20 protein-coding genes are annotated in these 24093 nt (G+C 72.7%); 11 read left to right on the top strand and 9 right to left on the bottom strand.

Translation table 11 applies throughout. The features are described from left to right. The first annotated feature begins 50 nt into the window (after window positions 1–50). The 4 genes from ACIBBF_RS20575 to ACIBBF_RS20560 are packed head-to-tail and all read left to right on the top strand — an operon-like array spanning window position 51 to window position 5228. Window positions 51–1337 (top strand): ABC transporter substrate-binding protein, encoded by a 1287-nt coding sequence (locus ACIBBF_RS20575; RefSeq protein ID WP_397417023.1) that lies wholly within the window; start codon window positions 51–53, stop codon window positions 1335–1337. Further along, the gene (locus ACIBBF_RS20570; protein ID WP_397417149.1) at window positions 1337–2308 is read left to right on the top strand and encodes a carbohydrate ABC transporter permease; all 972 of its coding nucleotides are present in this window, start codon (window positions 1337–1339) and stop codon (window positions 2306–2308) included. The genes ACIBBF_RS20575 and ACIBBF_RS20570 overlap by 1 nt, the downstream gene beginning before the upstream one ends. Further along, window positions 2308–3153, top strand: a complete 846-nt coding sequence (locus ACIBBF_RS20565; protein WP_397417020.1) for a carbohydrate ABC transporter permease — start codon at window positions 2308–2310, stop codon at window positions 3151–3153. Before ACIBBF_RS20570 ends, ACIBBF_RS20565 begins: the two co-directional genes overlap by 1 nt. A 5-nt stretch (window positions 3154–3158) precedes the next feature. Beyond that, window positions 3159–5228 carry an alpha-amylase family protein gene (locus ACIBBF_RS20560; protein WP_397417017.1) on the top strand — a complete coding sequence of 690 codons (2070 nt, stop codon included), beginning with the start codon at window positions 3159–3161 and terminating at the stop codon, window positions 5226–5228. 66 nt (window positions 5229–5294) lie between these two features. Here ACIBBF_RS20560 and ACIBBF_RS20555 read toward each other — a convergent pair whose 3' ends face one another. Next, complete coding sequence (locus ACIBBF_RS20555) at window positions 5295–6356, bottom strand: LacI family DNA-binding transcriptional regulator (protein WP_397417014.1); 1062 nt, start codon at window positions 6354–6356, stop codon at window positions 5295–5297. A gap of 54 nt (window positions 6357–6410) precedes the next feature. Next, entirely contained in the window at window positions 6411–7370 is a 960-nt protein-coding gene (locus ACIBBF_RS20550; RefSeq protein WP_397417012.1) for a DMT family transporter, read from the bottom strand. Window positions 7371–7452: 82 nt separating this feature from the next. Here ACIBBF_RS20550 and ACIBBF_RS20545 point away from each other — a divergent pair, with 82 nt between their 5' ends. Together ACIBBF_RS20545 and ACIBBF_RS20540 are read left to right on the top strand one after the other, a co-directional pair. Continuing rightward, window positions 7453–8364: a LysR family transcriptional regulator gene (locus tag ACIBBF_RS20545; RefSeq protein ID WP_397417009.1), complete on the top strand. Its 912-nt coding sequence runs from the start codon at window positions 7453–7455 to the stop codon at window positions 8362–8364. A 60-nt stretch (window positions 8365–8424) separates the two neighbouring features. Beyond that, on the top strand, window positions 8425–8826 hold the full coding sequence (locus tag ACIBBF_RS20540) for an FKBP-type peptidyl-prolyl cis-trans isomerase (RefSeq protein ID WP_397417007.1): 402 nt from the start codon (window positions 8425–8427) through the stop codon (window positions 8824–8826). A 72-nt stretch (window positions 8827–8898) separates the two neighbouring features. On the opposite strand, the gene ACIBBF_RS20535 is transcribed toward ACIBBF_RS20540, so the two are convergent. The 3 genes from ACIBBF_RS20535 to ACIBBF_RS20525 form a co-directional block, all read right to left on the bottom strand. After that, window positions 8899–10917, bottom strand: coding sequence for an adenylyl cyclase (locus ACIBBF_RS20535; protein ID WP_397417005.1), 2019 nt, complete (start codon window positions 10915–10917; stop codon window positions 8899–8901). An 83-nt stretch (window positions 10918–11000) separates the two neighbouring features. Further along, window positions 11001–12359 (bottom strand): class I SAM-dependent methyltransferase, encoded by a 1359-nt coding sequence (locus tag ACIBBF_RS20530; protein ID WP_397417003.1) that lies wholly within the window; start codon window positions 12357–12359, stop codon window positions 11001–11003. Continuing rightward, window positions 12356–12757, bottom strand: a complete 402-nt coding sequence (locus ACIBBF_RS20525) for a DUF5997 family protein (RefSeq protein WP_397417001.1) — start codon at window positions 12755–12757, stop codon at window positions 12356–12358. Before ACIBBF_RS20525 ends, ACIBBF_RS20530 begins: the two co-directional genes overlap by 4 nt. Before the next feature lie 145 nt (window positions 12758–12902). On the opposite strand from ACIBBF_RS20525, the gene ACIBBF_RS20520 reads away from it, so the two are divergent. Together ACIBBF_RS20520 and ACIBBF_RS20515 are read left to right on the top strand one after the other, a co-directional pair. Then, window positions 12903–13835, top strand: coding sequence for a LysR family substrate-binding domain-containing protein (locus ACIBBF_RS20520; protein ID WP_397416999.1), 933 nt, complete (start codon window positions 12903–12905; stop codon window positions 13833–13835). 136 nt (window positions 13836–13971) lie between these two features. Next, the gene (locus tag ACIBBF_RS20515; protein ID WP_397416997.1) at window positions 13972–14607 is read left to right on the top strand and encodes a hypothetical protein; all 636 of its coding nucleotides are present in this window, start codon (window positions 13972–13974) and stop codon (window positions 14605–14607) included. 136 nt (window positions 14608–14743) lie between these two features. Here ACIBBF_RS20515 and ACIBBF_RS20510 read toward each other — a convergent pair whose 3' ends face one another. From ACIBBF_RS20510 to msrA, 4 genes are all read right to left on the bottom strand, one after another. Then, a complete protein-coding gene (locus tag ACIBBF_RS20510) occupies window positions 14744–16912 on the bottom strand; it encodes an alpha-galactosidase (protein ID WP_397416995.1) in 2169 nt (722 codons plus the stop codon). A gap of 62 nt (window positions 16913–16974) precedes the next feature. Then, complete coding sequence (locus ACIBBF_RS20505) at window positions 16975–19539, bottom strand: glycoside hydrolase family 2 protein (protein WP_397416993.1); 2565 nt, start codon at window positions 19537–19539, stop codon at window positions 16975–16977. A 136-nt stretch (window positions 19540–19675) separates the two neighbouring features. Next, complete coding sequence (locus ACIBBF_RS20500; protein ID WP_397416990.1) at window positions 19676–20278, bottom strand: pentapeptide repeat-containing protein; 603 nt, start codon at window positions 20276–20278, stop codon at window positions 19676–19678. A gap of 96 nt (window positions 20279–20374) precedes the next feature. Further along, on the bottom strand, window positions 20375–21061 hold the full coding sequence (gene msrA / locus ACIBBF_RS20495) for a peptide-methionine (S)-S-oxide reductase MsrA (protein ID WP_397416987.1): 687 nt from the start codon (window positions 21059–21061) through the stop codon (window positions 20375–20377). A gap of 168 nt (window positions 21062–21229) precedes the next feature. Here msrA and ACIBBF_RS20490 point away from each other — a divergent pair, with 168 nt between their 5' ends. The 3 genes from ACIBBF_RS20490 (at window position 21230) to ACIBBF_RS20480 (ending at window position 24074) form a co-directional block, all read left to right on the top strand. Then, entirely contained in the window at window positions 21230–22021 is a 792-nt protein-coding gene (locus tag ACIBBF_RS20490; protein WP_397416985.1) for a metallophosphoesterase family protein, read from the top strand. A 10-nt stretch (window positions 22022–22031) separates the two neighbouring features. Next, entirely contained in the window at window positions 22032–22631 is a 600-nt protein-coding gene (locus tag ACIBBF_RS20485) for a YdeI family protein (RefSeq protein ID WP_397416983.1), read from the top strand. A 93-nt stretch (window positions 22632–22724) separates the two neighbouring features. Beyond that, entirely contained in the window at window positions 22725–24074 is a 1350-nt protein-coding gene (locus tag ACIBBF_RS20480) for an AI-2E family transporter (protein WP_397416980.1), read from the top strand. The last annotated feature ends 19 nt before the right edge of the window (window positions 24075–24093 follow it).

The following is a 24093-nucleotide window of genomic DNA, read 5'->3' as shown; positions in this document are numbered from 1 at the left end:
CTGCGACGCCGCAGAAATCCGTACAACGACGTACCCGAAAGAAGGACACCATGTCAGATCTCACCCGACGGTCGTTCCTGACCTGGACCGGAGTGGGGGCGCTCTCGCTCGCCGCCATGTCGCTCGTGGGCTGCGGCCCCTCCGGTTCCGGCGGGAACGGCTCCGTCCGCTTCGCCTGGTGGGGCGGCGCCGACCGCCAGCAGGCCTACCTGAAGGCCCTGGACGCGTTCACCGCCGAGCACCCGGACATCAAGGTCGCCCCGGAGTTCGGCGACTACGACGCCTACCAGGAGCGCATGACCACCCAGATGGCGGCGCGCGACGTGCCCGACGTCTTCTGGATCCCGTCGCCCGCCGTGCTGACCTACCGTGACGCGGGGCTGTACCGGAACCTCGACGGCATCGACGGCCTGGACCTGAGTGCGTTCGGCGCCGACCAGGTGGAGACGTTCCGGCTCGGCGGCGAGCTGAACACGCTGCCCAAGTCGATCTTCAGCCCGGTGGTGCGCTACAACACCACGTTCCTCGACGAGGACGGCGTGACGCTGCCCGAGCAGCTCACCTGGGACAACCTCGCCGAGTTCCTCGTGGACTACGCGAAGGACAACGCGGGCGGCCGCAAGGGCACCACCTACGGCCCGTACCACGACATGCCGTTCGAGTCGTTCCTGCGGCAGCGCGGCGAGGACCTGTGGACCGAGGACGGCAGGCTCGGGGCCAGCGTGGACGGCGTGGCCGCGTGGATCGACTGGTGGGAGAAGCTGCGGCTCGCCGGTGCGACCACGAGTGTGAGCGAGCAGGACGGCATCGAGCCGTCGTGGTCCCAGGTGGGCGAGAAGGTGCTGCTCACCTTCGCCAACTCGAACCACATCGTGGACGAGGCCCAGGCCTTCCCCGACTACACCTTCGACCAGCGCGACGTGCCGGCGGCCGAGGACGCCGCGGCCGGCTACCACTTCACCTACTACAGCCGGTTCGCGATGTACTCCGGGGTGCCGGACGACCGCGTCGAGGCGGCCGCGGCGCTGATGAGCTTCAACCTCAACTCGCCCGAGCTGCTCAGCCTGGTCGGCCTGTCGTCCGGGGCCCCGCCGAACGCGGACCTGCTCGACCAGTACGAGCCCGACGCGACGCCCGACGAGCAGAAGGTCATCGCCATCACCCGCGAGATCGCCGGGACGGAGCAGCGCCCGCGGTTCGAGGCCCCCGCCGGGTCGGGGAGCTGGCGCGACCTGATGATCCGCGAGCTCGAGAAGGTGACGCTGGGCCAGGCGACGGTCCCCGATGCCGCGGCGGCCTTCGTCGAGGCCGTCGAGGGCGAGATCGCGGGGGCATGATGACCGTCACGACGTCGAAGGACACCGGGCGCCGGGCGCGGGGGGCGCCCGGCGCCGCCGGGACGCGGCGCGCCGGGGCCAAGCCCACGGGCGTCCGGCGCGGCCAGGGGCTGGTGGCCCACATCTTCCTGCTGCCCTGGATGATCGGGATGATCGGGGTCACCGCGGGCCCGCTCGTCGCCTCCGCCGTGCTGGCGTTCACGGACTACGACCTGCTGACCGCGCCGCAGTTCATCGGCCTGGACAACTTCGTGCGCATGGCGGGCGACGAGCGGTTCTGGGCCGCCGTCCGCGTGACGCTCGTGTACGTGCTGGTGTCGGTGCCCCTGCAGCTCGGGTTCGCGCTGTTCCTGGCGGTCGTGCTCGACAAGGGGCTGCGCGGTCTGTCGCTCTACCGCAGCGCGTTCTACCTGCCGTCGCTGCTCGGCGGCAGCGTGGCGATCGCGATCCTGTGGCGGCAGATCTTCGGGGAGAACGGCCTGGTCAACCAGGTCCTGGGCTGGTTCGGCATCGAGCTCGGCTCCTGGTTGCAGGACCCGTCTCTGGCGTTGTCCACCCTGGTGGTGCTCAACGTGTGGACCTTCGGCTCCCCGATGGTCATCTTCCTGGCGGGCCTGCGGCAGATCCCCGAGGAGCTCTACGAGGCCTCGATGATCGACGGCGCCGGCCGCGTGCGGCGGTTCTGGTCGATCACCATCCCGCTGCTCACCCCGATCATCTTCCTGAACCTCATCCTGCAGATGATCGGCGCGTTCCAGGCCTTCACGCAGGCGCACGTGGTCAGCGGCGGCAGCGGCGGCCCGCTCGACTCGACGCTCTTCTACACGCTCTACATCTACCAGCGCGGCTTCGTGAACTTCGACATGGGGTACGCGTCCGCGATGGCGTGGGTGCTGCTCCTGGTCATCGCCGCCGCCACCGCCGCGAACTTCATCGTGTCGCGGCGCTGGGTCTACTACGGAGACGAATGATGGCTGCCACCGTCCGAACCTCGACCGCGAGCCGCCTGGTGCGGCACGCCGTACTCGTGGTGTTCGTGCTGCTCATGATCTACCCGCTGCTGTGGATGGTCGTGAGCTCGTTCAAGCCGAGCAACCTCATCCTGTCGCAGACCGGGCTGATCCCCACCGAGATCACGCTCGACAACTACGGCGCCGGGTGGAACGCGCTCGGCTCCCCGTTCTCGCTGTTCCTGGGCAACTCGCTGCTCATCGGCATCGGGTCCGTGCTCGGCAACCTGTTCTCCTGCTCGCTCACGGCCTACGCGCTGGCCCGCCTGAACTTCCGCATGAACAAGGTCTACCTGGCGCTCACGCTGATGACGATCATGCTGCCGTTCCACGTGCTCGTGATCCCGCAGTACATCCTGTTCGCCGAGCTGGGCTGGATCAACACCTACATCCCGTTGCTGCTGCCCAAGTTCCTGGCCACCGACGCGGTGTTCATCTTCCTCATGGTGCAGTTCATCCGGGCCCTGCCCCGCGAGCTGGACCAGGCGGCGATGATCGACGGCGCCGGGCCCTTCCGCATCTTCTGGTCGGTGATCCTGCCGCTGATGCAGCCCGCGCTGATCACCACGACGATCTTCACCTTCATCTGGACGTGGAACGACTACTTCGGCCCGCTGCTGTACCTGACCCGGACCGAGCTGTACACGGTCCCGGTGGCGCTGAAGTCGCTGGTCGACACCGAGACGCAGAGCGGCATCGGCACGATGTTCGCGATGTCGCTCGTCTCGCTGGTGCCGATCGTCCTGTTCTTCATCTTCGCTCAGCGCTACATCATCAAGGGCATCGCGACGACGGGAATCAAATGACGGCAGTGCGCACACGACTGGACGGCGAGCTCCGCTGGACCCAGCTCACCTTCGTGGAGAACGACCCGCTCGACTTCGACCTCGACGCATGGGCCGACGTCATGGACCGCACGGCGTCGACGGCGGTGTGCATCAGCGCCGGCGGCTACGTCGCCTACTACCCGACCAAGGTCGGCCTGCACCACCGCAGCGTGCACCTCGGCGACCGGGACCTGCTCGGCGAGGTGGTGGACCTGGCCCGCTCGCGCGGGATGGCCGTCATGGCCCGGGTCGACCCGCACGCGGTGCACCAGGACGTCGTCGACCAGCGGCCCGAGTGGATCGCCCGGACCGAGGACGGCGAGCTCCTGGAGCACTGGGCGATGCCCGGCATCTACCTCACCGACGCGTTCGGCGGGTACAGCTGGGAGCTGACGACCGAGGTGCTGCGGGAGATCGCGCGGGACTACGACGTCGACGCCCTGTTCGCGAACCGGTGGCAGGGGCACGGGCCCGGGTACACCGAGTCCACGGCGCGGGAGTACCGGGCCGCGACCGGCCGCGACCTGCCGCGGGCGGCCGATCCGGCCGGCGGCGAGGCGTGGGCGACGTACCGGGCGTGGCGGCGCTCCCGGCTCAGCGACCTCGTGGCGCACTGGGACAAGGCCGTGCAGGAGGTGGCACCGGAGGTGCGCTTCGTGCCCAACCTCGGGTCGTTCACCGCCGCCGACCTGGAGCCGCGCGTCGCGCGCTCCGTGCCGTTCCTGCTGGTGGACCACCAGGCGCGGGGCGACGGTGAGGCCCTGTGGGCCGCGGGCCGGGACGCGAAGCGCGTGCGCGCGCTGCACCCCGGCAAACCGGTCGGGCTCATCACGTCCGTGGGCCCGGAGCTGCACGACTTCCGCTGGAAGGACTCGGTCAACGCCGCGGTCGAGACCACGGGGTGGATCGTCGACGGGTTCGTGCACGGGGCGTTCCCGTGGTTCACCAAGTTCGCCGCCCGGATCCACGACCCACGCTGGATCCCCGCCGTCGAGCGGGCGTTCGGGCTGCACCGGGCGGTGGCCGACGTGCGCGAGGACGAGCGGCCCGCCGCCGAGACGCTCGTGTGGGACGCCGACGAGCACACCGCGACACGGCGGGTGCGCGACGCGGCGTCCGGGGTCTACCAGGCGCTGGTCGAGCTGGGCGTGCCGTTCGAGTACGTCGGCCCCGGGTCGCTGACCGCGCTGACCCGGCCCGGCGTCCGGCTCGTCGTCGTGCCCGAGGTGCCGTCGATCGAGCCCGAGGCGGCGGACGCCCTGCGGGTGTTCGTCGAGGCCGGCGGGTCGCTGCTGCTCACGGGCGGCGGGCCCGACGTCGTCGGGCGGCAGGCCCTCGTGACCGAGCTGCTGGGCGTCGAGGTCGCCGAGCGGCGCGAGGGCATCGTGCGCAACAACTACGTGCGGCGGGAGCCGGGCGGCACGCTCCAGGACGGGTTCGGGGACGCGCAGCGGATCGTGGGTGGCACGCGGCTGGTGCGGTTCGGCGTGCTCGACAGGACGTCCGACGTGTCCTGGCGGTTCGTGCCCGACCATCCCGACCTGCCCATGGAAGAGGTCTACCCGCGGTCGGAGCCCACCGAGCCGGCCGTGTTCGGTGCGCGCCTCGGCGCGGGCCGGGTCGACGTGATCGGGTTCAACGCCACCGAGCTGTACTGGCAGGCGCTCCAGGCCGACCACCTGACCCTGCTCGGCAACGCGGTGCGCCGCGGCCTGGGCGGCGGTGCGGCGGTCGAGGTGCACGGCCCGGGCGTGCTCGACGTCGCCACGTGGGCCGGCGACCGGTCGTTCACCGTCCTCGCCGCCAACCTGACCGACCCGATGATGATGCGCGGCCAGCGCCGGCGGGTCTCCCCGCTCGACGGCGTCCGGCTGGCCGTCGACCTCGACCGGGTCGCGGCGCTCGCGGACGGGCCCCTGCCGGTGGGGAAGGTCACCGTCCGGACGCTGGAGGGCGCGCAGTGGCAGGAGGTCGACGCGACCCGGTCCGGGCAGCGTCTCGACGTCCGTCTGCCCCCGGTCCACGAGCTGGCCGCCCTTCGTCTGACCTGGTAGGGGCGGCCCCAGGACGACCATGCGTCTGCTGCCAGGAACCGCACCGTCCTGGCAGCAGACGCATGGTCATGTCGGGGGCGGGGGAGCCGTCGAGCCGCGGACCACCAGCGCCGGGCGCTCCAGCGGCACCGGCTCCTCGACCGTCTCGCCCAGCAGGGTGAGCACCTTCGCCGCCGCGGCCCGCCCGCGCTGGAAGGCGAACCGCTGGACCGTCGTCAGCGGCGGGTCCACCCACTCGCCCAGCGTCAGGCCCTCGAAGCCGACCACCGAGATGTCGTCGGGCACGCGCAGACCGGCGGCCTGGATGGTGCGCATCCCGGCGATCGCCATGGTGTCGGTGCCGTACAGGATGGCCGTCGGCCGGACGGCGCCCGCCAGCAGCGCCGTGGTCTCCTCGGCGGCGCGGGCGGGCGAGTACTCGAGGGCGACGACGGCGTGCGGCTGCCGCCCGTGCTCGGCCAGCCGCTGCACGAACGCCTCGCGGCGCAGCACCGGCAGCACGAAGTCCTTGGGCCCACTGATGTACGCGATGCGCTCGTGGCCCAGCCCCACCAGGTGGTCGACGGTCTCGGCGATGCCCGCGCTCGGCGGGTCGGCGTCCACGTACTCGATGGCGCCGGGCTTCCAGGGCGCGCCGACCAGTACGGCCGGCAGGCCGAGCCGGGCCATCAGCTCCGGGCGGGTGTCGCCGACCATGGAGTTGGTCAGGATGATCCCGTCCATCCGCTGCCGCTCGGCGAGCGTCCGGTAGAAGTGGCCCTCGTCGTGCTGACCGGCGATGAAGACGTTCAGCAGCAGGCCGTACTCGCGCGGGGTGAGCACCGACTCGATGCCCGAGATGAAGTCCATGTTCCCCGCGCCGACACCGGGCACCTTCGAGTCGCTGCTCAGCACCAGGCCGATCGCCTGCGCGCGGGCCGTGCGCAGGGCGATGGCCGCCGCGTTGGGCCGCCAGTTGAGCTTGCGTGCGGCGTCCCGGATGCGCTCCGCGGTGGCCTCCGAGATACGCCCCGTGCCGTTGAACACCTTCGAGACCGCGCCCGGGGAGACCCCGGCGAGCGCGGCGACGTCGCTGATGGTCGGACGGCCGCTGCCCCGGGGCTTCTGCGGCGTTCTGGGTGTGGTCATGGGGCGCTCATCTCGAGCGCAATCCTACGTGGTTTATCGGTGCACCACCGGCCCTCACCGCAGCCGCAGGGTCGCCACCAGCACACCCGTCAGGCACAGCGCGCCGCCCACCAGGGCGACCGGGGCGGGCACCTCGCCCAGCAGGGCCCAGGACATGAGCACAGCCAGCGGCGCGGCCGCGTACGTCGCGGCACCGAGCCGGCCCGCCGTCGTCCGCGTGAGGGCGTAACCCCAGGTCGCGAAGGCGACCGCGGTGGGGAAGACGCCCAGGTACACCACGCTCAGGGTGGCCGGCGCCGGGGCCGCCGCGAGCTCCTCCAGCAGCGCCGGTGCGAAGGGAAGGCACGCGACCGTTCCCGCGAGGCAGCCCAGCCACGTCATGGTCAGCGAGTCGACGCGGGGCAGCAGGCGCTTCTGCAGGATGGTGCTCCCGGCGTAGACGAGGGCGGCGGCCAGGCCGAGCGCGACGCTCACGCCGTCCGAGGCCCCGCCGGACGTGGCCAGCGCGATGCCCGCCACACCCACGAACGCGATGCCGATGCCCGCCAGGAGCCGTGCGGGGAAGCCCTCGCCGAGGGTGAACCCGGCGAACACCGCGATGAGGATCGGTGCGAGCCCGACCAGGAGGGAGGCCGTGCCGGCGTCGAGCGTGCGCTCGGCGGCGTTGAGGGCGAGGTTGTAGAGCCCGAACCAGAGCACGCCCCAGACCAGGACGCCGGCCAGCGTCCGGCCCCGCGGCAGCCGGAGCTTGCCCGCCAGGCCCGCCATGACGGTCAGGGCGAGGGTGCCCACGAGGATCCGGCCGAGGGCCAGGGCGCCCGGTGAGTAGTCGAACCCGGCGGCGCGGATGCCGATGAAGGCCGAGCCCCAGAGCACCACCGTCACGGCGGCGGCCGCCGGCACGAGGAGTGCCCGGGCGGCCGGCCGGCCGGCTACGGCGGTACTGGTCATGTCGGCCAGGGCGCCCGGGTCGACGGGCTGCGTCTGGCGGCGGTCGGCCGTGGTATTCGTCATGCTGCGATGGTCGCCCCACAGCACTGTGAAGCACCAGCGATTCTTCCTTCATCTGGATTCAGTCTCGCTGTAGTGTGGGGCCATGCTCGACGTCCACCGTCTTCGTGTCTTCCGCTCCGTCGTCGCCTCGGGCTCGATCGGCGCGGCGGCGGCCAACCTCGGCTACACGCCGTCCGCCGTCAGCCAGCACGTGTCCGCGCTCCAGCGGGAGACGGGGCTCAAGCTCCTGGCCCGGCACGGTCGCGGCATCCGCCCGACCGCCGCGGGGCACGCCCTGGCCGCGCAGGCGGACGGCGTGCTCGAACGGCTCGGCGAGGCCGAGTCGATGATCGCCGACCTGCGCGCCGGCCGCACCGGCTCGCTGTCGGTCGCCTACTTCGCGTCGGTGGGCTCGGCGTGGCTGCCCGACGTCGTCCGCGTGCTCACCACGAGGTTCCCCGGGGTACGCCTGGACCTGGAGCTGGCCGAGCACATCCCGGACAAGACCGAGGACCGGGCCGACCTCCAGGTCGCGGTCGCGCAGACCGGGTTCGAGGCCGGGAGCGGCTTCACCGCGCACCACCTGCTCGACGACTCGTACGTGGCCGTGCTCTCACGGAACCACCCGCTGGCCGGCCGGGACGAGATCGAGCTGGCCGAGCTCGCGGACGAGTCGTGGGTCGACAACGACTTCGCGCGCGGGTGGTGCCGCCGCAACCTCCTGGAGGCCTGCACCGCTGCGGGCTTCAGCCCCACCTTCCACGTCGAGGCGCACGACTACCCGACGGCGGTGGCGTTCGTCGAGGCAGGGATCGGCCTGACGGTGCTCCCCGAGCTGGGTGCCGCCCAGCTGCCGGCCGGCACGGTCGCGGTGCCGGTGGTGCGCCCCACGCCGGTGCGTTCGATCTACGCGGTGGTGCAGGACGCCGTCGCGCACACCCCGCCGGCCGTCGCCGCGCTGGAGGCGTTGCGGCAGGCCGCCGTCGCTTCGCGGGCAGCCGTGGTGGCCGCATAGGGTGGGCGGGTACCGGCGCCGGGGAGCACCCCGGCGTCCCCCGAGCGAGAGGCAATCCTCGTGACCACGCTTCCTACCGCCTCCGGCAGCTTCGGCGACAAGCCGGAGCTGACCTTCCCCGAGGGTGACGCACCCGCCGGCCTGCAGGTCAAGGTGCTCTCCGAGGGCAACGGTCCGGTCGTCGAGTCCGGGCGCACCATCGTGGTGAACTACCTGGGCCAGACCTGGGGCGGCCACGTCTTCGACAACTCGTACGACCGCGGCACCACCATCGACTTCCCGATCGGCGTCGGCGCCGTCATCGGCGGCTGGGACAAGGGCATGGTCGGCCAGAACGTCGGCTCGCGCCTGCTGCTCTCGATCCCGCCGGAGCACGGCTACGGCTCCCGCGGCGTCCCGCAGGCGGGCATCGGCGGCACGGACACCCTGGTCTTCGTGGTGGACGTCGTCGCGGTCAAGTGACCCCTCGTTGAGTGCGGGATCTTCGCCCTTCTCCGTGTGCCAGACGGGCGAAGATCCCGCACTCAACCGTTTCTACGGGTAGGTGACCACCTGGGAGCGCTGCGTGCCCTGCTGGACCGGGGCGCCCGTGTCGTTGATGACGTGGTTGATACCGCCCGAGCCGTTGAGGAAGATGGCGGTCATCGAGCGGAACGTCACGCCCGGGGCGTCCGGCGCCTGGATGCCGGACTCCAGGCGGATGTCCTGGCCCTGGTTGAAGAACGAGTACGTGCCGGTGCCGGTCGCGGTGTGGTTCTGCACGTCGTCGGCGACCCGGTAGGCGGCGTAGCCGAGGCGGTCGCCGTCCATCCACGCCCCCTGGTTCGGCACGTCGTACGGGATCTCGTTCTGGTAGAAGATCGTCTGCCCGTCCTCACCGTTCCAGATCGTCTGCTCCTCCTGGTAGTGCTCGACGAACAGGCCCGTCGCGGTGACCCGGTCACCGTTGACGACGACGCCGTGGGCGCCGGTGTTGACGTCCCACCCGATGCCGTTGCCGTGGTCGCCGCGCCAGGCCCAGATGTGGTCCAGGAGCGTGTCGGGGCTGTTCACCTCGATGGAGGTGACGGCCTTGCCCGCCCAGGGGCCGCCCACGCGGACGAAGACGTCGGTCAGCGTGGTCGGGTCGGCGGCGTCGGAGACGGTGGCACCCTGCGGGCCCACCCGGATGAGCTTCTGGGACTCGGGCACGTTGGCGTCGGCCGTGATGCCGGCGATCTTGACGCCCGCCACGTCGCCGATCTCGACGACGGCGTTGCCGGCGGTCGGGGTGAGCGAGGCGTAGCCCAGGCCGAGCACGACGGTGTCGGCGCGGTCGATGGTCAGGGGCGCGTCCAGCTCGTACACGCCCGGCGTCAGGACGAGGTTCTTGCCACCGGCCAGCGCCGCGTTGATCGACGCGGCGTCGTCGGTGCCCGCCTTGGCGACGTAGAAGTCGGAGATCCCGATCGACTGGCCGGCGTCCGGCCCCGTGGACCAGTCGGTCCCGCTGCTGTCGGTCTTCGCGTTCGGCACGAACACCGACAGCTCGCCGTCGTCGCCCCGGTACAGGAACGGGGCCTCGCGGCTGACCGGCGTGGAGCCGAAGGTCGTCGTCACACCGACGTTGTCGCCCACCGGCTGGCCGAAGTTCGTGGCCGGTGCGCCCTGCACCCCGGCGAAGACCATGTTCCACACGCCGCCGTCCCAGGCGCCCACCTCGGAGTTGCGGGTGAACCACTGCTGCTGGGAGCCGGAGACGATGGTGCCGGAGACGCGCGAGTTGGCGAGGTAGCCGCCCGAGGCGAACTCGCCGTACCGGCCGAAGATCGTCAGGTCGCCCTGGATGTCCATGCGGCGCATGGGCGCCGCCTGGGAGACGGCGAACCGCATCTGGTGCGGCTCGGTCACGCCCGCGGGGAACGGCAGGGCCGCGTCCTCGCCGACCGGGCGCTGGATCGGGTTGATGCCCATGTTGGAGATCGACCGCCAGAAGCGGGTCAGCGATCCGGGGTCGGCGCACGCCCAGGGCTCGTTGGGGCAGCCGACCACGGGTTCCACGTGCAGCGCGCCGTTGATGTGGACGTCGTCGGGCTGCGCGCCCAGTCCTGCGATCGACTCGTAGTAGCCCACCTGGGCGTTCACGATGCCGGTGGCCGTGGCCGGGTCGTCCTGCCCGGCGGCGCTGCCGTACGTGCCGGGCTCGAAGAACACCTGGTGCCGGTCGAGGCTGAACTCCGCCTCGTCGTTCACCGAGTCGAGGAACTCGTTGATGCGGTCGGTGGACCAGCTCGGGTCGATGAACGTGACGTTGGGGCCGAAGTCCGGATCGGCGGCCGCCTTCTTCGGCTTGTGCTTCGGCTTGTGCCGGCCGTGCTGCGCGCCCTGGGCCTCCGGCGCCGTGCGGGCCGTCGCGGTGTCCTTTGTCGCGGAGGCCGAGGCCAGGGCCTTGCCCTGCCCGTCGGCGGCGGGCGTCGCGGTGGCTGGGAGCGCCGTCACTGCGGCTCCCGCCGCGAGCGATGCGGCGACCGCCGCGACGGCGGCGCCGCGCAGGGTGGTGCGGAGTGTCCTCATCGACAGGTCCTTCGGCTCGGGGCAGGCCGGCGCAGGCCGGGCATGCTGCCGTGCGGATGCGCCCAGGCGGGCGCCCCGCCAGGCTAACCGTCGACTACTGACAGATCAGTAAGTAGTTTCCGCACACTCCGGGTCACGGTGAACTTGCGATTCTGGGCGATATGCTCTGTCGGCCCGACGGCGCGCTCCAGCGCACCTCGGTACCGCAGCGGCGTGTTGAAGACGGTCCACAGCTCGCCCCCGTCCCGCAGGATGCGGCCCGCCGTGGCGAACATGCGGTGCGCGGCGTCGGTGCTCAGCGCGGCCCGGTCGTGGAACGGCGGGTTGAGCAGCACCAGGTCCGCGCAGGCGTCAGGGAGCTCGGATCCGGCGTCGTCCCGGAGCACTGCGGCCCGGACGCCGTTCGCGGCGAGCGTCGCGCGCGCGGAGGCGCAGGCCGCGGCGCTGCGGTCGGTGGCGATCACATGGCTGCCCCGGAAGCGCAGCGCCAGCACCGTGGCGAGGATGCCGGTGCCGCATCCCAGGTCGACGGCGACGGGCCGGTCGTCCGGCACCTCGTAGGACGCCGGCTCCCGGAGAAGACCGGGCGGGTGGTGCCGGGCAGGTGCGGCGTCGGTCCCGGTGCTCGGCAGGTCCGGCCAGCGGTCGGCCTGCGCCAGGAGGAACCGGGTGCCCAGGTCCAGACCCGCGCCCGCGAAGGCGGCACCGTGCGCGACGACGGTGAGTGCCGCCGGACCGGTCCGGCCGCCGGCGGTGCTGCGTGGCGTGGCGGCGTGCAGCACCTCGCGGTCGTCGATCCGGGCCGTGACGGGGTAGGTGAGCGGGCCGCCGGCGGTCCGCGGTCCGCGGGCGATCAGCAGCCGCGACTTCTGCCGGGCGAGTGATGCGCCGACCTGCTCGAACGACGCGCCGAGCACGTCGTTCATCGCGTGCGTCATGTGCTTGACCCGGCCACCCGCGAGCAGCGTCACCGACGGGTCGGCGTACCGGGCCACGTGCTCGGCGACCTCGGTCAGCTCGGCCAGCGACGGGGGAAGCTGGAGCAGCACGAGCCGGGCTCCCCGGAGCAGCCCCGGTGCCAGCGCGTCGTGCACCGTCATCCCCAGCGGGGCCGGGTCGTGCGGGTCGGCCGTGTTCGCGACGTGCCCGTCCCAGAGGGTGCGGTTCACCCTCCGGCCGTTGGCGTCGAGCGCGGCCTCGGCGGTGATCGCGTCCGTCTGCACGTCGACCTGCCGGGCACCCAGCGCCAGGCAGCCCAGGCTCAGGGCGCCGAACCGGTCCCCGATCACCACCACACGGTCCGTCCCGGCGCTGATCGGACCGGCCGCCTCGTCGAGCAGGAGCCGGTCCGTCGCGTCGACGGCCACCGGGCCGTCGGCACGGGTGCCGTCCTCGGGGTACGGGCGCAGCTGCGCGAGGACGGCCTCGGCCTCGGGGCTCACCGCGCGGGACGGGCCTTCTTCTCCGCCGCCTTGCGGGCCTCCTCCAGGCGCTCCTCCTCGGCGCGCACCTGCGCGGCGACCTCGCGCTCGCGGACGAGCCACTCCGGCGGGTCCTCGCGCAGCTCGTTGATCTGCTCGGTGGTGAGCGGCTCCGTGACACCGCCGCGGGCCAGGCCCGCGATCGAGATGCCGAGCCGGCCCGCCACGACGGGTCGCGGGTGCGGTCCGTTGCGCCGCAGGTCGGACAGCCACTCGGGCGGGTTCGTCTCCAGCTCCTCGAGCTCCGCACGGGTGAGCGGGGTGTCCTGGAACTCCTGCGGCGTGGCGGGCAGATACACGCCGAGACGCTTGGCGGCGTTGGACGGCTTGAACCGCTGCGAGGCGAAGGAGGAGCTCATGTTCCCAGGGTATCGGCGTGCGCCGTCCGCGCCCTCCATGGCGGGCGTGATCCTTGCCGCTCCCTGAGGTGGCGGGTGTGGGGGCGGCGAGCTGCCGGGGCTCGCCGGGCCACCGGGAAGATCGCCGGGCCCGTAGCCTGGGTCCGTGAACGAGCCCCAGCACGACGCCGAACCGCCCGCCCCCGCCGTCGGCCCGGACGTGGCAGGGGCGGACGCCGGCGAGTCGCCCGAGCCGTACTTCCGGCTCGCCTACGTGCCGGGCGCGACGCCCGGGAAGTGGGCGAGCGTGTGGCGCGAGCGCCTGCCCGACGTCGAGCTGGAGCTCGTGCAGGTCGAGGCCGCCGCGATCCCCGCCGCACTGGAGTCCGGGGAGGCCGACGCCGCCCTCGGTCGGCTGCCCGTGGACAAGGAGGTGTTCTCGGCGATCCCGCTCTACGAGGAGACGCCGGTGGTGTGCTTCTCGCGCGATCACCTTCTCGCGGCGCTCGCCGACGACGAGGTGGTCTCCAGCGCCGACATCGCCGAGGACCCGGTCTGGGTGCCCGGCGACGACGTCCTGTTCGCCTCGCACCCGGTGCCCGGGGTCGTCCCCGTGGACCCGGACGGCAACCCGCTGGACCGGGTGGCGACCACCGCCGACGTCGTGGCCACCGTGGCGGCGAACGTCGGCGTCGCGGTGCTGCCCATGTCGCTCGCGCGGCTGCACCGCCGCAAGGACGTGACCTATCGCGTGCTGTCCGACGGCCCTGCCGCACCTGTCGGGCTGGTCTGGCCCGCTGAGCGGACCACCGACCTGGTGGAGGAGCTCATCGGCATCGTCCGGGGACGCACGGTGAACAGCTCCCGTGGGCGCGGCGGCCCGGCGTCGCGGGCGGCGCAGGATGCCGAGGCGGGTGGGACCACGGCGAAGAATGCGCGGTCCGGGGTGAAGAAACCCGCGAAGGGAGCCGCCTCCGGGCGTCAGGGTCGGTCTGTTCCAGGCCGAGGCGGGGCCGGCGCCGGGGGACGCGGCGGTGCGCAACGGGGCAAGGGCGTGCGCTCGACGCCGAAGGGAAAGAAAAAGGGCAAAGGGCGGTAAGGTCCGAGGAAAGGCGTTGTAAGGCATTTTGCGGAGATAAGTGGATATTGGCGATCTGCGCCATTGTCGCTACGATCCGGGGGTCGCACCCGACGTCGGGTGCGCGCCCGAACCCCCGTTTCGTAAGGAGCGCCCAGTGCGCAAGATCACCGTCTTGGGAGCGTCCGCACTCCTCGTCGCCGGCCTCGTCGGCGCCCCGGCTGCCGCGTTCGCCGCGCCGATCGCGGGTGCTCCCGTCGCGATCACCGGTGGCGAGCAGACCTGCCCGAAGGAGGGCAAGGTCGACATCACCGAGGGTGAGCCGACCTCGATCACCGTCTCGGCTCCCGAGGGCTACCTCATCAGCGGCTACTGCGTGAAGGCCGGTTCGGCCAAGCAGGGTCTGGGTCCGGAGTACATCGAGGTGGACCCGCCCGCCTCCGAGGTGACCATCACGCACTCCTCCGGCAAGGCGATCAGCCACTACACGCTGGTGACGGTCAAGGCGGAGCCGACGCCGACGCCCAGCACGCCGGGCGAGGAGCCCTCGCCGGAGCCGACCGTGCCGACGGACCAGCCCACCGTGCCCGGCGACGAGCCCACCGACGCCACCGTCCTGCCGGGCGGCGACGCCTCGGACGACGCCTCGACCGCTCCCGCCGGTGACGCGCCGGAGGAGCTCGCGGCCACGGGTGCCAGCACCGCCATCGGTGTCACCCTGATCGCGCTCGCCCTCGTGGGCGGCGGTGTGACGCTCATCGTGCTGCGCCGCAAGGGCGTGCTCGGGAGCTGACCCCAGCCGCGCGACCGCACGTGACGAGCGGGCGCCCGGGACGGACCACCTCGCACGGGGTGGTGCCGGCCCGGGCGCCCGCTCTCGCGTTCCGGGGATCCCGTCCCCGGGGGCCGCCGGCCGCCCGGGCGCGCTGCTACAGCAGGGCCGTCGCCTGGATGACCAGCGCCTGCATCGGCCAGAGCGTCGGGAGCTGCAGCCCGACGCCGGTGAGCACCGAACCGGGCACGTCCACGGCCTCCTTGCCGAGCCAGCCCGGGGTGATCCCGCCCAGCCACCTCGCGGGGCCCACCTCGTCACGGACCCGCACGCTGTAGCGCCGGGCGGGGTCGAGCCCGTCCAGGCGCAGGCGTTCGGTGAGCGCGTCCTGGGGTGACGCGACGGTCGCGACCGTCCAGACGCCGGCCGTCCGGTCCGGCGCCACGAAGCCCGTGACGCGCAGCGCCGGGTCCACCGTGTCGGCGTGCACGACGGTTCCCGTGTGCACGAGCGAGCGCAGCTCCTTGTAGAGCCCCGCGTAGGCCGCCACGGCGACCAGCTCGTCGTCGGTGCAGGTCAGCAGGTCCCACTCGAAGCCGGCGTGCCCCTGCAGCGCGGTGGCCACCCGGTACGAGAGGTCGGTGGTGCGCCCCGACGAGTGGGTCGGCGACGGCCCCACGTGCGCCCCGATCAGCTCGGGCGGCAGCACGAGCGACGTCCATCGCTGGATGTCCTGCCGCTCCAGGGGATCGTTGGAGTCCGAAGCCCACACGCGGTCGGTGAACTCCAGGATCCCGAGGTCGGTCCGGGCGCCGCCCGACGAGCACGACTCGATCTCCAGGCCGGGGTGGTCCGCCTTGAGCCGCGCGATGAGGGCGTACGCGGCCCGGGTCTGCACGTGGGTGCCGGGGCGCGGTGTGCCGTCGGGACCGCGGTGCACCGGCTCCGTGAGGTCACGGTTGTGGTCCCACTTGATGAAGTCGATGCCGAGCTGCGTCACGAGCGCCGAGATCTGCGAGCGCAGGTGCTCCCAGGCGTCGGGGTTCGCCAGGTCGAGCACGTACTGCGTACGGAACGAGAGGCCGTCCGGCGAGGGCACCGCGGCCGGGTTGGACAGGATCCAGTCCGGGTGCGCGCGGGCCAGGTCGGAGTCGAGGTTGACCATCTCGGGCTCGAACCAGAGCCCGAACTGCATGCCGAGCTCGTGCACCAGGTCGGCGAGGGGGTCCAGGCCGTCGGGCCACACGTCGTGGTCCACCACCCAGTCGCCCAGCCCTGCCGTGTCGTCCCGCCGGGAGTGGAACCAGCCGTCGTCGAGCACGAAGCGTTCCACCCCGACCGCTGCGGCGCGTCGCGCGAGGCGCTCGAGCTTGCTCGGCGAGTGGTCGAAGTAGACCGCCTCCCAGGTGTTCAGCACGAGCGGGCGTGGGCTGGTCACGTGCTGCGGGCGGGCTCGCAGCCAGGTGTGGAAGCGGTCGGAGACCCCGTCCAGGCCGGCCGGCGACCACGCGAAGTACGCCACGGGCGCGCGGTAGACCTCGCCGGGCGCGAGCCGGATCTCGCCCGGCCGCACCAGCTCGCCCGCGCCCAGGAGGGTGGTGTGCTCGGTGAGGTGGTCGACGCGGTGGGTCACGTCGGCGCTCCAGCCCAGGTGGGTGGCCCAGGACTCGCCCGTCCTGTTGCGGGGAGCGCCCGCCGAGGCGACGGTCACCCAGGGCGCGTCGTGGCCCGACCGGCCGCGCCGGGTCTGGCGCGCGGTGCTGCCGCCGGGCATCGCCGTGGTGACCGGCACCTTCTCGCGGGACCACCGGCCGCTGAACTGCGTGAGGTGGTTCGCGCTCCGGGGCACGGGCAGGGTGGCCTCGAGCCAGTGCACGTCCACCGGTGCCGAGCCGTCGTTGGTGAGCTCGTGGTGCAGCAGCACGAGGCCGCCCGTGCCGATCTCCAGGACCGACCGCAGCGTGAGCCCGAGAGTCGTGTCGCGGGCGGTGACGGACAGCCGCGCCGTGTCCCGCTCCGCCTCCGAGACCGTCCAGCGAGGAAAGAGCGGCACGCCGTCGGACACGGCGAGCAGGCCCGGGCGGCCCGCCCAGCCGTCGGCCTCCTGGGGAAGCAGGGAGGGCCGCCAGGCGGCGTCGAGCGTGCCGGGCGCGGTCTGGCGGCTGGTCGCGGCGTCGAGCGCCAGCAGGTCGGCGGGTGACAGGTCGCCCAGGTCGGCACCCCAGTGGAGCACCAGCGGCAGACCCTCGTCCGGATGTGCCAGCACGACGGCGACACCGTCGCGTCGCAGCACGGACCAGCTGGAGCCCTCGGTATGGCTGTTCATGTGTCGTCCTCTCGCCCCCTTGACCACACCGTACGCGTGGCCTCTGACATCGGTCCGGTCGGTCACTGGTCCGCCGCGCGGACCAGGTCGTTCTCCGTGCGCAGCACCGGCCGGGCGACCAGCGCCTCCGGGTCGAGGCCGGCGCCGGTCACGTGGAACACCGCTGTCGCGCCCGCCGGGAGGTCGACCACCTGGGCGTCGACCTGCGCGTCCGGGTCGAGCCGGTCCACCAGCAGCGTCACGCCCAGTGCGAGCGACGTCGCCGTCACCTCGACCCGGTAGCCGTCGTCCTGGGCGGTCACGGCGGTCCGCAGCGGGTCCGGGTCGAGCGCGAGGTCCCGGCTCTCGGCCCAGCGGTGCAGCCCGCGTGCGCCGTCGAACGTCACCACCAGCACCTCGCTCGAGGGGTCGCCGACAGCGGTCACCTCACCGGACAGCGGCACCAGGGTCACCGAGCGCGGTGCCACGGTGACCGTGCTGCCCGACGACGCCAGCACGGTGCCGCCGAGATCGGTCCGGACGGCGTCGGCCCGCCCGGTCCACGGCTCGTCCGTGTCGTTGACGAGCGCCGCGACCAGCTCGGCGCCACGCGGCTGGACGGTGACGAGCCGGTCGGCGAACGCGTGCCGCATGGCGTACCAGAGCGGCTTGCGCCGGCCGTCGCCGTCGACGGCGGCCCAGGACGTCACCGGCCAGCAGTCGTTGAGCTGCCAGACGATCGCGCCGGCTGTGCGCGGCCACCACGACCGGTAGTGCTCCACGGCGTACCGGACCGCGCGGGCCTGGTTGAGCTGGGTGGCCCAGTGCCAGTCCGTGAAGTCGTCCGGTACGCGCAGGTGCCGCACGAGGCCGCGGTCGAGCTTGCCGTTGCCGTCGATCGCCTTCTGGTGCAGACCGAAGACCTCGGACTCCTTGAACCCCTCGGGCACGTCAGCGCTGTCAGGAAGGACGGCCCGGCGCAGGGTCGCCCACGTGGCCGGGCCCTGGAAGCCGAACTCCGAGCAGAACCGCGGCACGTCGTCGCGGTAGTGCGTGTAGTCGATCCGGTTCCAGACGTCCCACTGGTGGTGCGTGCCGTGATCCGGGTCGTTCGGGTGCACCCGGTCGGGTCCGGCGCCGGGGGAGTAGGGCGAGCCGTCCGCGTAGGGGCGGGTCGGGTCGACCTCCGCCAGCACCCGCGGGAACACGTCGTAGTAGTAGCCGGCACCCCAGGTCAGGTCGCCCAGCCGCTCCTTCCAGCCCCAGTCCTCGTGACCCCAGATGTTCTCGTTGCCCCCGTTCCACAGCACGAGCGAGGGATGCGGTGCCAGCCGGGCGGCGTTCTCACGCAGCTCGGCCTCGAGCTCGGAGCGGTGCGGCTCCTCCTCGGGATAGGCGGCGCAGGCCAGCAGGATGTCCTGCCACACCAGGACGCCCTTCTCGTCGCAGACGTCGTAGAAGTCGTCGGACTCGTAGATGCCACCACCCCACACCCGCAGCAGGTTGACGTGCGCCCCGAGCGCCTGGTCGACGCGCTGCTCCAGGCGCTCGCGGGTGATGCGGGTCAGCAGGTGGTCGTCCGGGATCCAGTTGGCGCCGCGGGCGAAGACGGGCCGGCCGTTGACCACGAAGGTGAAGCCGGTGCCGTGCTCGTCGGGCGTGCGGTCCACGACGACGTTGCGGAAGCCCACCCGGCCCGACCAGGCGTCCAGCGGGTCGGACCGGTCCTGGCCGTCGCCCTCGTGGAGCGTCACCTCGACCGGGTACAGGGGCTGCTCGCCGTACCCGGCCGGCCACCACAGGTCCACGTCGGGCACCTGCACGCGCACGTCGAGCACGCCCCCGGGCCAGCCGGCCGGGACGCGGGTGGTGACACCCCGGTCGCCGACGGACACGTCCAGGACCAGCGGCCCGGCGTCGGACAGGCCGGACCGCTCGACCTCCACGCGCACGTCCACGACGCCGGTGCGGCGGCCCTGCGCGTCGGCGACCTCCGTGCCGGGGGTGACCGGATCGTCGTCGGCCAGGTCGACGTGGCCCGGCACCACCGTGACCAGCGGTGTCACCCCGGCCAGCCGGGCCACGCGCCAGCGCTGCACGCGCACGGGCTTCCACAGGCCCGCCGTCTGCAGGTCCGGTCCCCAGTCCCAGCCGAAGGAGCAGGCCATCTTGCGGACCATGTTGAAGGGCTGGCCGTACGCCATGGGCCGGGTACCGAGGCGCTCGGCCTCGGCCTCCGCCGTGGCGAGCGCGGAGCCGAGGTCCACGACCAGCTCCGCCGGTGCGCCCACCAGCGACCGGACGTCGAACCGGTAGGAGCGGTGCATGTTGGCGGTGCGGCCGAGGCGGGTGCCGTCCAGCGTGACGGAGGCGACCGTGTCGATGCCCTCGAAGAGCAGGTCGACGCGCTCGCCGGGCGCGGCGGCGGGCTCGTCGAGGACCGCCGCGTACCGCCAGGCGGTGCGCTTCATCCAGGCGACGTCGGTCTCGTGGGTGCCCGTGTACGGGTCCGGGATCAGGCCGCGGTCCAGGAGCGCGGTGTGGTTGGTCCCGGGGACCCGGGCGGGTACCCGGACCCCCGCGAGGCTCTCGGGGACGGGGCCGTCGGTGGCCGTCAGGGTCCAGTCGGTCAGTTCGCGGCTGATCATCATCGATCCTCGTCCCTCTAGAACAGGTGCCTGGTCCGTGTGCGAGCGCACCGAGCATAGGGCCGCGCCACAGCCCGGCTCGAACCGGTCCACGGATCGATTCGGGCGGCCCGGGCGCGTGGTCCCGCGCGCGGGCTCAGTCCCGGTGGACGACCACGCCCAGCGCCTCGGCCAGCAGGATCGCCTGGGCCTCGCCCACCACCGCGCCGGTGAGCGTCGCGGTCAGCGGGTCGAGCGCCGACAGGTCGCTCCCGCGCAGGTCGGCGTTCGCCAGGTCCGCCCGGTCCAGGTCGGCACCCGACAGGTCGCAGCCCGTCAGGACGGCACCTGACGCCTGGATCTCGGACAGGTCGGCCTCGCGCAGACGGACGCCGTCGAACCGGGTGCCGGCCAGGGCGGCCCGGTGCAGGTTGGCGAACGACCAGTTGCCGCCGTCCACCGTGAGCAGGTCGAACCGGCAGTGGGCGAACTGCGAGCCCACGAGCTTGCACCGCTCCAGCGTCGCGTCGAAGAACACGCACCCGTCGAACACGCACGACGTGAACGCGAGCTCCGTCAGGTGGGCGCTGTTGAACCGCACCCCGCGGAACACGCAGGAGTCGAACGTGGCGCCGGTGCCCGAGGCCTCCGTCAGGTCCACGTCCGTGAACAGCGTGGCCATGTGGTCCTCGCCCGAGAGGTCCCGGGCGTACCAGTCCTCGTGGGCGACCGTGATCTCGGTGGCCGGCAACCGCATCATGCCCGCGACTCTACGACGTGCCACCGACACGGCCGTGGCCACGCACCCCGGGCGGGATGCGTGGCCACGGTGCCGCCCCCGGGCGGGCCGGACGGGTCAGGCGGCGTCCGGGAACGGGACACCCGTGGTGGCGTGGCAGCGGTAGCCGTTCGGGTTCTTCGCGTCGGACAGGTACTGCTGGTGGTAGTCCTCGGCGTAGTAGAACGGGCCGGCCTCGGCGGCCGGTGCGATCTCCGTGGTGATGGCGTCGTACCCCTGGGCGCTCAGCACCTCGGCGTAGCGCTTCGCCGTCTCCTGCGCGGCCTCGGCCTGCTCCGGCGTGGTCCAGTAGATCGCCGAGCGGTACTGCGTGCCCACGTCGTTGCCCTGGCGGAAGCCCTGCGTCGGGTCGTGCCGCTCCCAGAAGATCTTGAGCAGCTCGGCCTCGCTGACCTTCGTCGGGTCGTACGCCACCAGGGCGGTCTCGGTGTGACCGGTCCGTGCCGTGCAGACCTCCTCGTAGGTCGGGTTGGGCGTGGTCCCGCCCATGTAGCCGACGGCGGTGCTCACCACGCCGGGAACCTGCCAGTAGATCTCCTCGGCGCCCCAGAAGCAGCCCATCGCGAGGTAGAGCACACGCGTGCCGGGAGCCCAGGGACCGGTGACCGACGAACCGAGCACGGTGTGCGGGCGCGGGGCCTGCAGCACCGGCGCGGAACGGCCCGGCAGGGCGTCCTCGGGGGCCACCATCGTGGTCTTGCTCGAACCGGAGCCGGGGCCGAAGAGGGAGTTCAGGAAAGTCATCGAACACACATCCTTTGGGTCTGATTCGTGCGCAGCACGTTTGTCCATCACAACACGGCCCGCCGCACCGGTGTTCCGTGGCGAACCTGACGTCAGCATGACGCATCCGCGCGTCTGCCGTCGGCAGATCCGCTGGCCCCCGGCGGCCGCGCCCGGCATGGTCGGACCATGAGCGAACCGGTCCGGACCGTGGCGGTCCTCTCGGACGTCCACGGCGTGCTCCCCGTGCTCGACGCCGTCCTCGCGGAGCCCGACGTCGCCGGTGCCGACCGCGTCGTCGTCACCGGCGACCACGCCGCCGGGCCGCAGCCCGTCGAGGTGCTGGACCGCCTGCGCTCCCTCGGTGACCGCGCCCTGCTGGTGCGCGGGAACGCCGACCGTGAGCTGGTCACGCTGGCGCGCGGCGGCACGACCGCCGTCCCGGACCCCGTCACCCCGTGGGCGGCCGCCCGGCTCCGGCCCGCCGACGTCGACCTGCTCGCCGGGCTGCCGCACCCCGCCGAGCTGACGGTCGAGGGGTTCGGTCGCGTCGTGTTCTGCCACGGCACCCCGCGCGACGACGACGAGGTGGTGCTCGTGGACTCCTCCCTGGACCGCTGGGGCGAGGTGCTCGGCGGCCTCGACCCGTCCGTGACCACCGTGGTCATGGGGCACACCCACATGCCGTTCGTCCGGCTCGTCGACCGGCGCCTCTGCCTCAACCCCGGCAGCGTCGGCATGCCGTACGGACGCGCGGGCGGGTCGTGGGCGCTCCTGCGCGCCGGCCAGGTCGAGCTGCGGCACACCCCGGTGGACGTCGAGGCCGCGGTGGCCGCCGTCGTCGCCGGCAGCGCCTATCCCGCGGCCGAGGAATGGGCACGGGAGTACGTGACCTCGGTCAACAGCGACGCCGACGCGCTGCGGGCGTTCGCGCCCCGCGACGGGCGAGGGCGCGCCGGCAGTGTCAGTGGCTCGGCGTAGCGTCCTGCCCATGGCCGCTACCGACCCTGAGCTCCTGATCCCCGACACCGAGGCGTGGCGCGCCTGGCTCGACGAGCACGAGGCGTCGTCGAACGGCGTCTGGCTGGTCCTCGCGCGCAAGGGCAAGGACGCGCCGACGAGCCTGACCCGCGACGCCGCGCTCGAGGAGGCACTGTGCAGCGGCTGGATCGACGCCCAGGCGCTGGGCCGGGACGACGCCACCAGCCTGCAGCGGTACTGCCCGCGCCGCGCACGCAGCCGCTGGTCGGCGCGTAACGTGCGGATCGCGGAACGCCTCGTCGCCGAGGGGCGCATGCGGCCGCGCGGCCAGCAGGAGATCGACCGGGCCCGGGCCGACGGCCGCTGGGAGTCCGCGTACGAGGTGAACAAGAACTTCGAGGTGCCGCCCGACCTCGCCGAGGCGCTCGCGGCCAGCCCGCGCGCGTCCGAGATGTTCGAAATCCTCACGGCGCAGAACCGGTTCGCCATCCTGTTCCGGGTCACGGGGGTCAAGAGACCCGAGACCCGGGCTCGGAACATCGCGAAGTTCGTGGCCATGCTGGAGCGCGGAGAGACCGTGCACCCGCAGAAGCGCAGGCTGGAGGCCTGAGAGATCTGTCGGGATCGTGATCGCGCGGTGCACCTTCCGTGCGGCGCGTGGGCAGGCCGCCGGGCCGCCGATGTGCTCCCCTAGGGTTTGATCGTGTCGCAGAGCGAGGAGACCAGCGTGACGTCGGACCAGACCACCGCGCCCACCACCGACGAGACGGGGCCGGTCCCGCCGGCCATCCGTGCCGCTGCCGCCTGGTCGTGGCGCATGCTGCTCATCGGGGCGTTCGTCGCGGCGGCGCTGTGGCTCCTCGCGCTGCTCAAGACGATCGTGGTGCCTGTCGCCGTCGCGCTGCTCCTGACCATCATGCTGACCCCCGTGCGGCGCCTGCTGAACGAGCGGCTCCGCGTCCCGCGCGGGTTGTCCGCCGGGATCTCGCTGGTCGGCCTCATCGTCGTGGTGGCGGGCCTGATCACCCTGGCCGGCCAGTCCATCGCGAACGGGTTCGCCGACCTGAGGACCCAGGCGGTCACCGGCTTCAACGAGCTCTGGTCGCAGCTCTCGGCCACCTTCGGCCTGGAGAACGAGCTCGAGAGCTACAGCCAGGACATCCTCGACCAGCTCGAGGCCCAGCAGAGCGCCATCGTCAGCGGCGCCCTGGGCGCGGCCGCGACGGCGGGCAGCGTGCTCGTGGGCGCGCTCATCGCGCTGTTCTGCACCTTCTTCTTCCTGCACGACCCCCGGGGCATCTGGGGCTGGGTCGTCGGCCTGCTGCCGAAGTCCGCCCGCGAGCGGGTCAACCAGGCGGGCCGCCGCGGCGCCGTCACGCTGGCCGCCTACACGCGCACGCAGATCCTCGTCGCCGCAGTGGATGCCGTCGGCATCGGGATCGGCGCCGTGTTCTTCGTCCCGTCGCTGGCCCTGCCCATCGGCATCCTCGTGTTCGTCGGCTCGTTCGTGCCCGTGGTCGGTGCGATCGTCACGGGCGCCATCGCCGTGGTCGTTGTGCTGGTCTCGAACGGCTGGGTCGCCGCGCTCATCATGCTCGGCGTGGTGCTGCTCGTGCAGCAGATCGAGTCGCACGCCCTCCAGCCGTTCCTCATGGGGCACGCCGTCTCCCTCCACCCGGTCGCCGTCATCCTCGCGGTGGCCGCCGGATCGTACGCGGCCGGCATCGTCGGCGCCCTGTTCGCCGTGCCGCTCGCGGCCGTGCTGAACACCGTGATCCTGTACCTGAACGGGCACGACAAGTTCCCCGAGCTGGGGGACGAGGACGCCCTGCCGATCCGGTGGCGCGCGGCCGACGCGGCGCCGATCCCGCTCCGCCTGCGCCGCGCGACGACGGCGGAGACGCCCGGCGCGCCTGACGTCGCGGACGGCGCGGGCAACGGCGGCGTCGTCACGGACGATGCCGTGACGGACCTCGCGGGTGCGGACGGGAGCGGCGCGGGTGCCGCCACGGACACCGGGCACGGGCCGACGAAGGGTGATCCGGCCCGCTGAACGTGCATCTGGCGGCGCA

It is taken from the genome of Promicromonospora sp. NPDC050880 (genome assembly GCF_044456525.1).
Classification (GTDB): domain Bacteria; phylum Actinomycetota; class Actinomycetes; order Actinomycetales; family Cellulomonadaceae; genus Promicromonospora.
Note: the sequence above shows the minus strand (reverse complement) of the source record. Positions and strands in the feature narration are given on the sequence as shown.

Excerpts from the sequence above, each read along its gene's own strand:
- ACIBBF_RS20565 (WP_397417020.1), top strand. The coding sequence starts at position 2,308 with ATGGCTGCCACCGTCCGAACCTCGACCGCGAGCCGCCTGGTGCGGCAC.
- ACIBBF_RS20525 (WP_397417001.1), bottom strand. The coding sequence starts at position 12,757 with ATGAGCTCCTCCTTCGCCTCGCAGCGGTTCAAGCCGTCCAACGCCGCC.
- ACIBBF_RS20555 (WP_397417014.1), bottom strand. The coding sequence starts at position 6,356 with ATGACCACACCCAGAACGCCGCAGAAGCCCCGGGGCAGCGGCCGTCCG.
- ACIBBF_RS20535 (WP_397417005.1), bottom strand. The coding sequence starts at position 10,917 with ATGAGGACACTCCGCACCACCCTGCGCGGCGCCGCCGTCGCGGCGGTC.
- ACIBBF_RS20570 (WP_397417149.1), top strand. The coding sequence starts at position 1,337 with ATGACCGTCACGACGTCGAAGGACACCGGGCGCCGGGCGCGGGGGGCG.
- ACIBBF_RS20505 (WP_397416993.1), bottom strand. The coding sequence starts at position 19,539 with ATGATCAGCCGCGAACTGACCGACTGGACCCTGACGGCCACCGACGGC.
- msrA (WP_397416987.1), bottom strand. The coding sequence starts at position 21,061 with ATGACTTTCCTGAACTCCCTCTTCGGCCCCGGCTCCGGTTCGAGCAAG.
- ACIBBF_RS20500 (WP_397416990.1), bottom strand. The coding sequence starts at position 20,278 with ATGATGCGGTTGCCGGCCACCGAGATCACGGTCGCCCACGAGGACTGG.
- ACIBBF_RS20485 (WP_397416983.1), top strand. The coding sequence starts at position 22,032 with ATGGCCGCTACCGACCCTGAGCTCCTGATCCCCGACACCGAGGCGTGG.
- ACIBBF_RS20510 (WP_397416995.1), bottom strand. The coding sequence starts at position 16,912 with ATGAACAGCCATACCGAGGGCTCCAGCTGGTCCGTGCTGCGACGCGAC.
- ACIBBF_RS20550 (WP_397417012.1), bottom strand. The coding sequence starts at position 7,370 with ATGACGAATACCACGGCCGACCGCCGCCAGACGCAGCCCGTCGACCCG.
- ACIBBF_RS20545 (WP_397417009.1), top strand. The coding sequence starts at position 7,453 with ATGCTCGACGTCCACCGTCTTCGTGTCTTCCGCTCCGTCGTCGCCTCG.
- ACIBBF_RS20575 (WP_397417023.1), top strand. The coding sequence starts at position 51 with ATGTCAGATCTCACCCGACGGTCGTTCCTGACCTGGACCGGAGTGGGG.
- ACIBBF_RS20490 (WP_397416985.1), top strand. The coding sequence starts at position 21,230 with ATGAGCGAACCGGTCCGGACCGTGGCGGTCCTCTCGGACGTCCACGGC.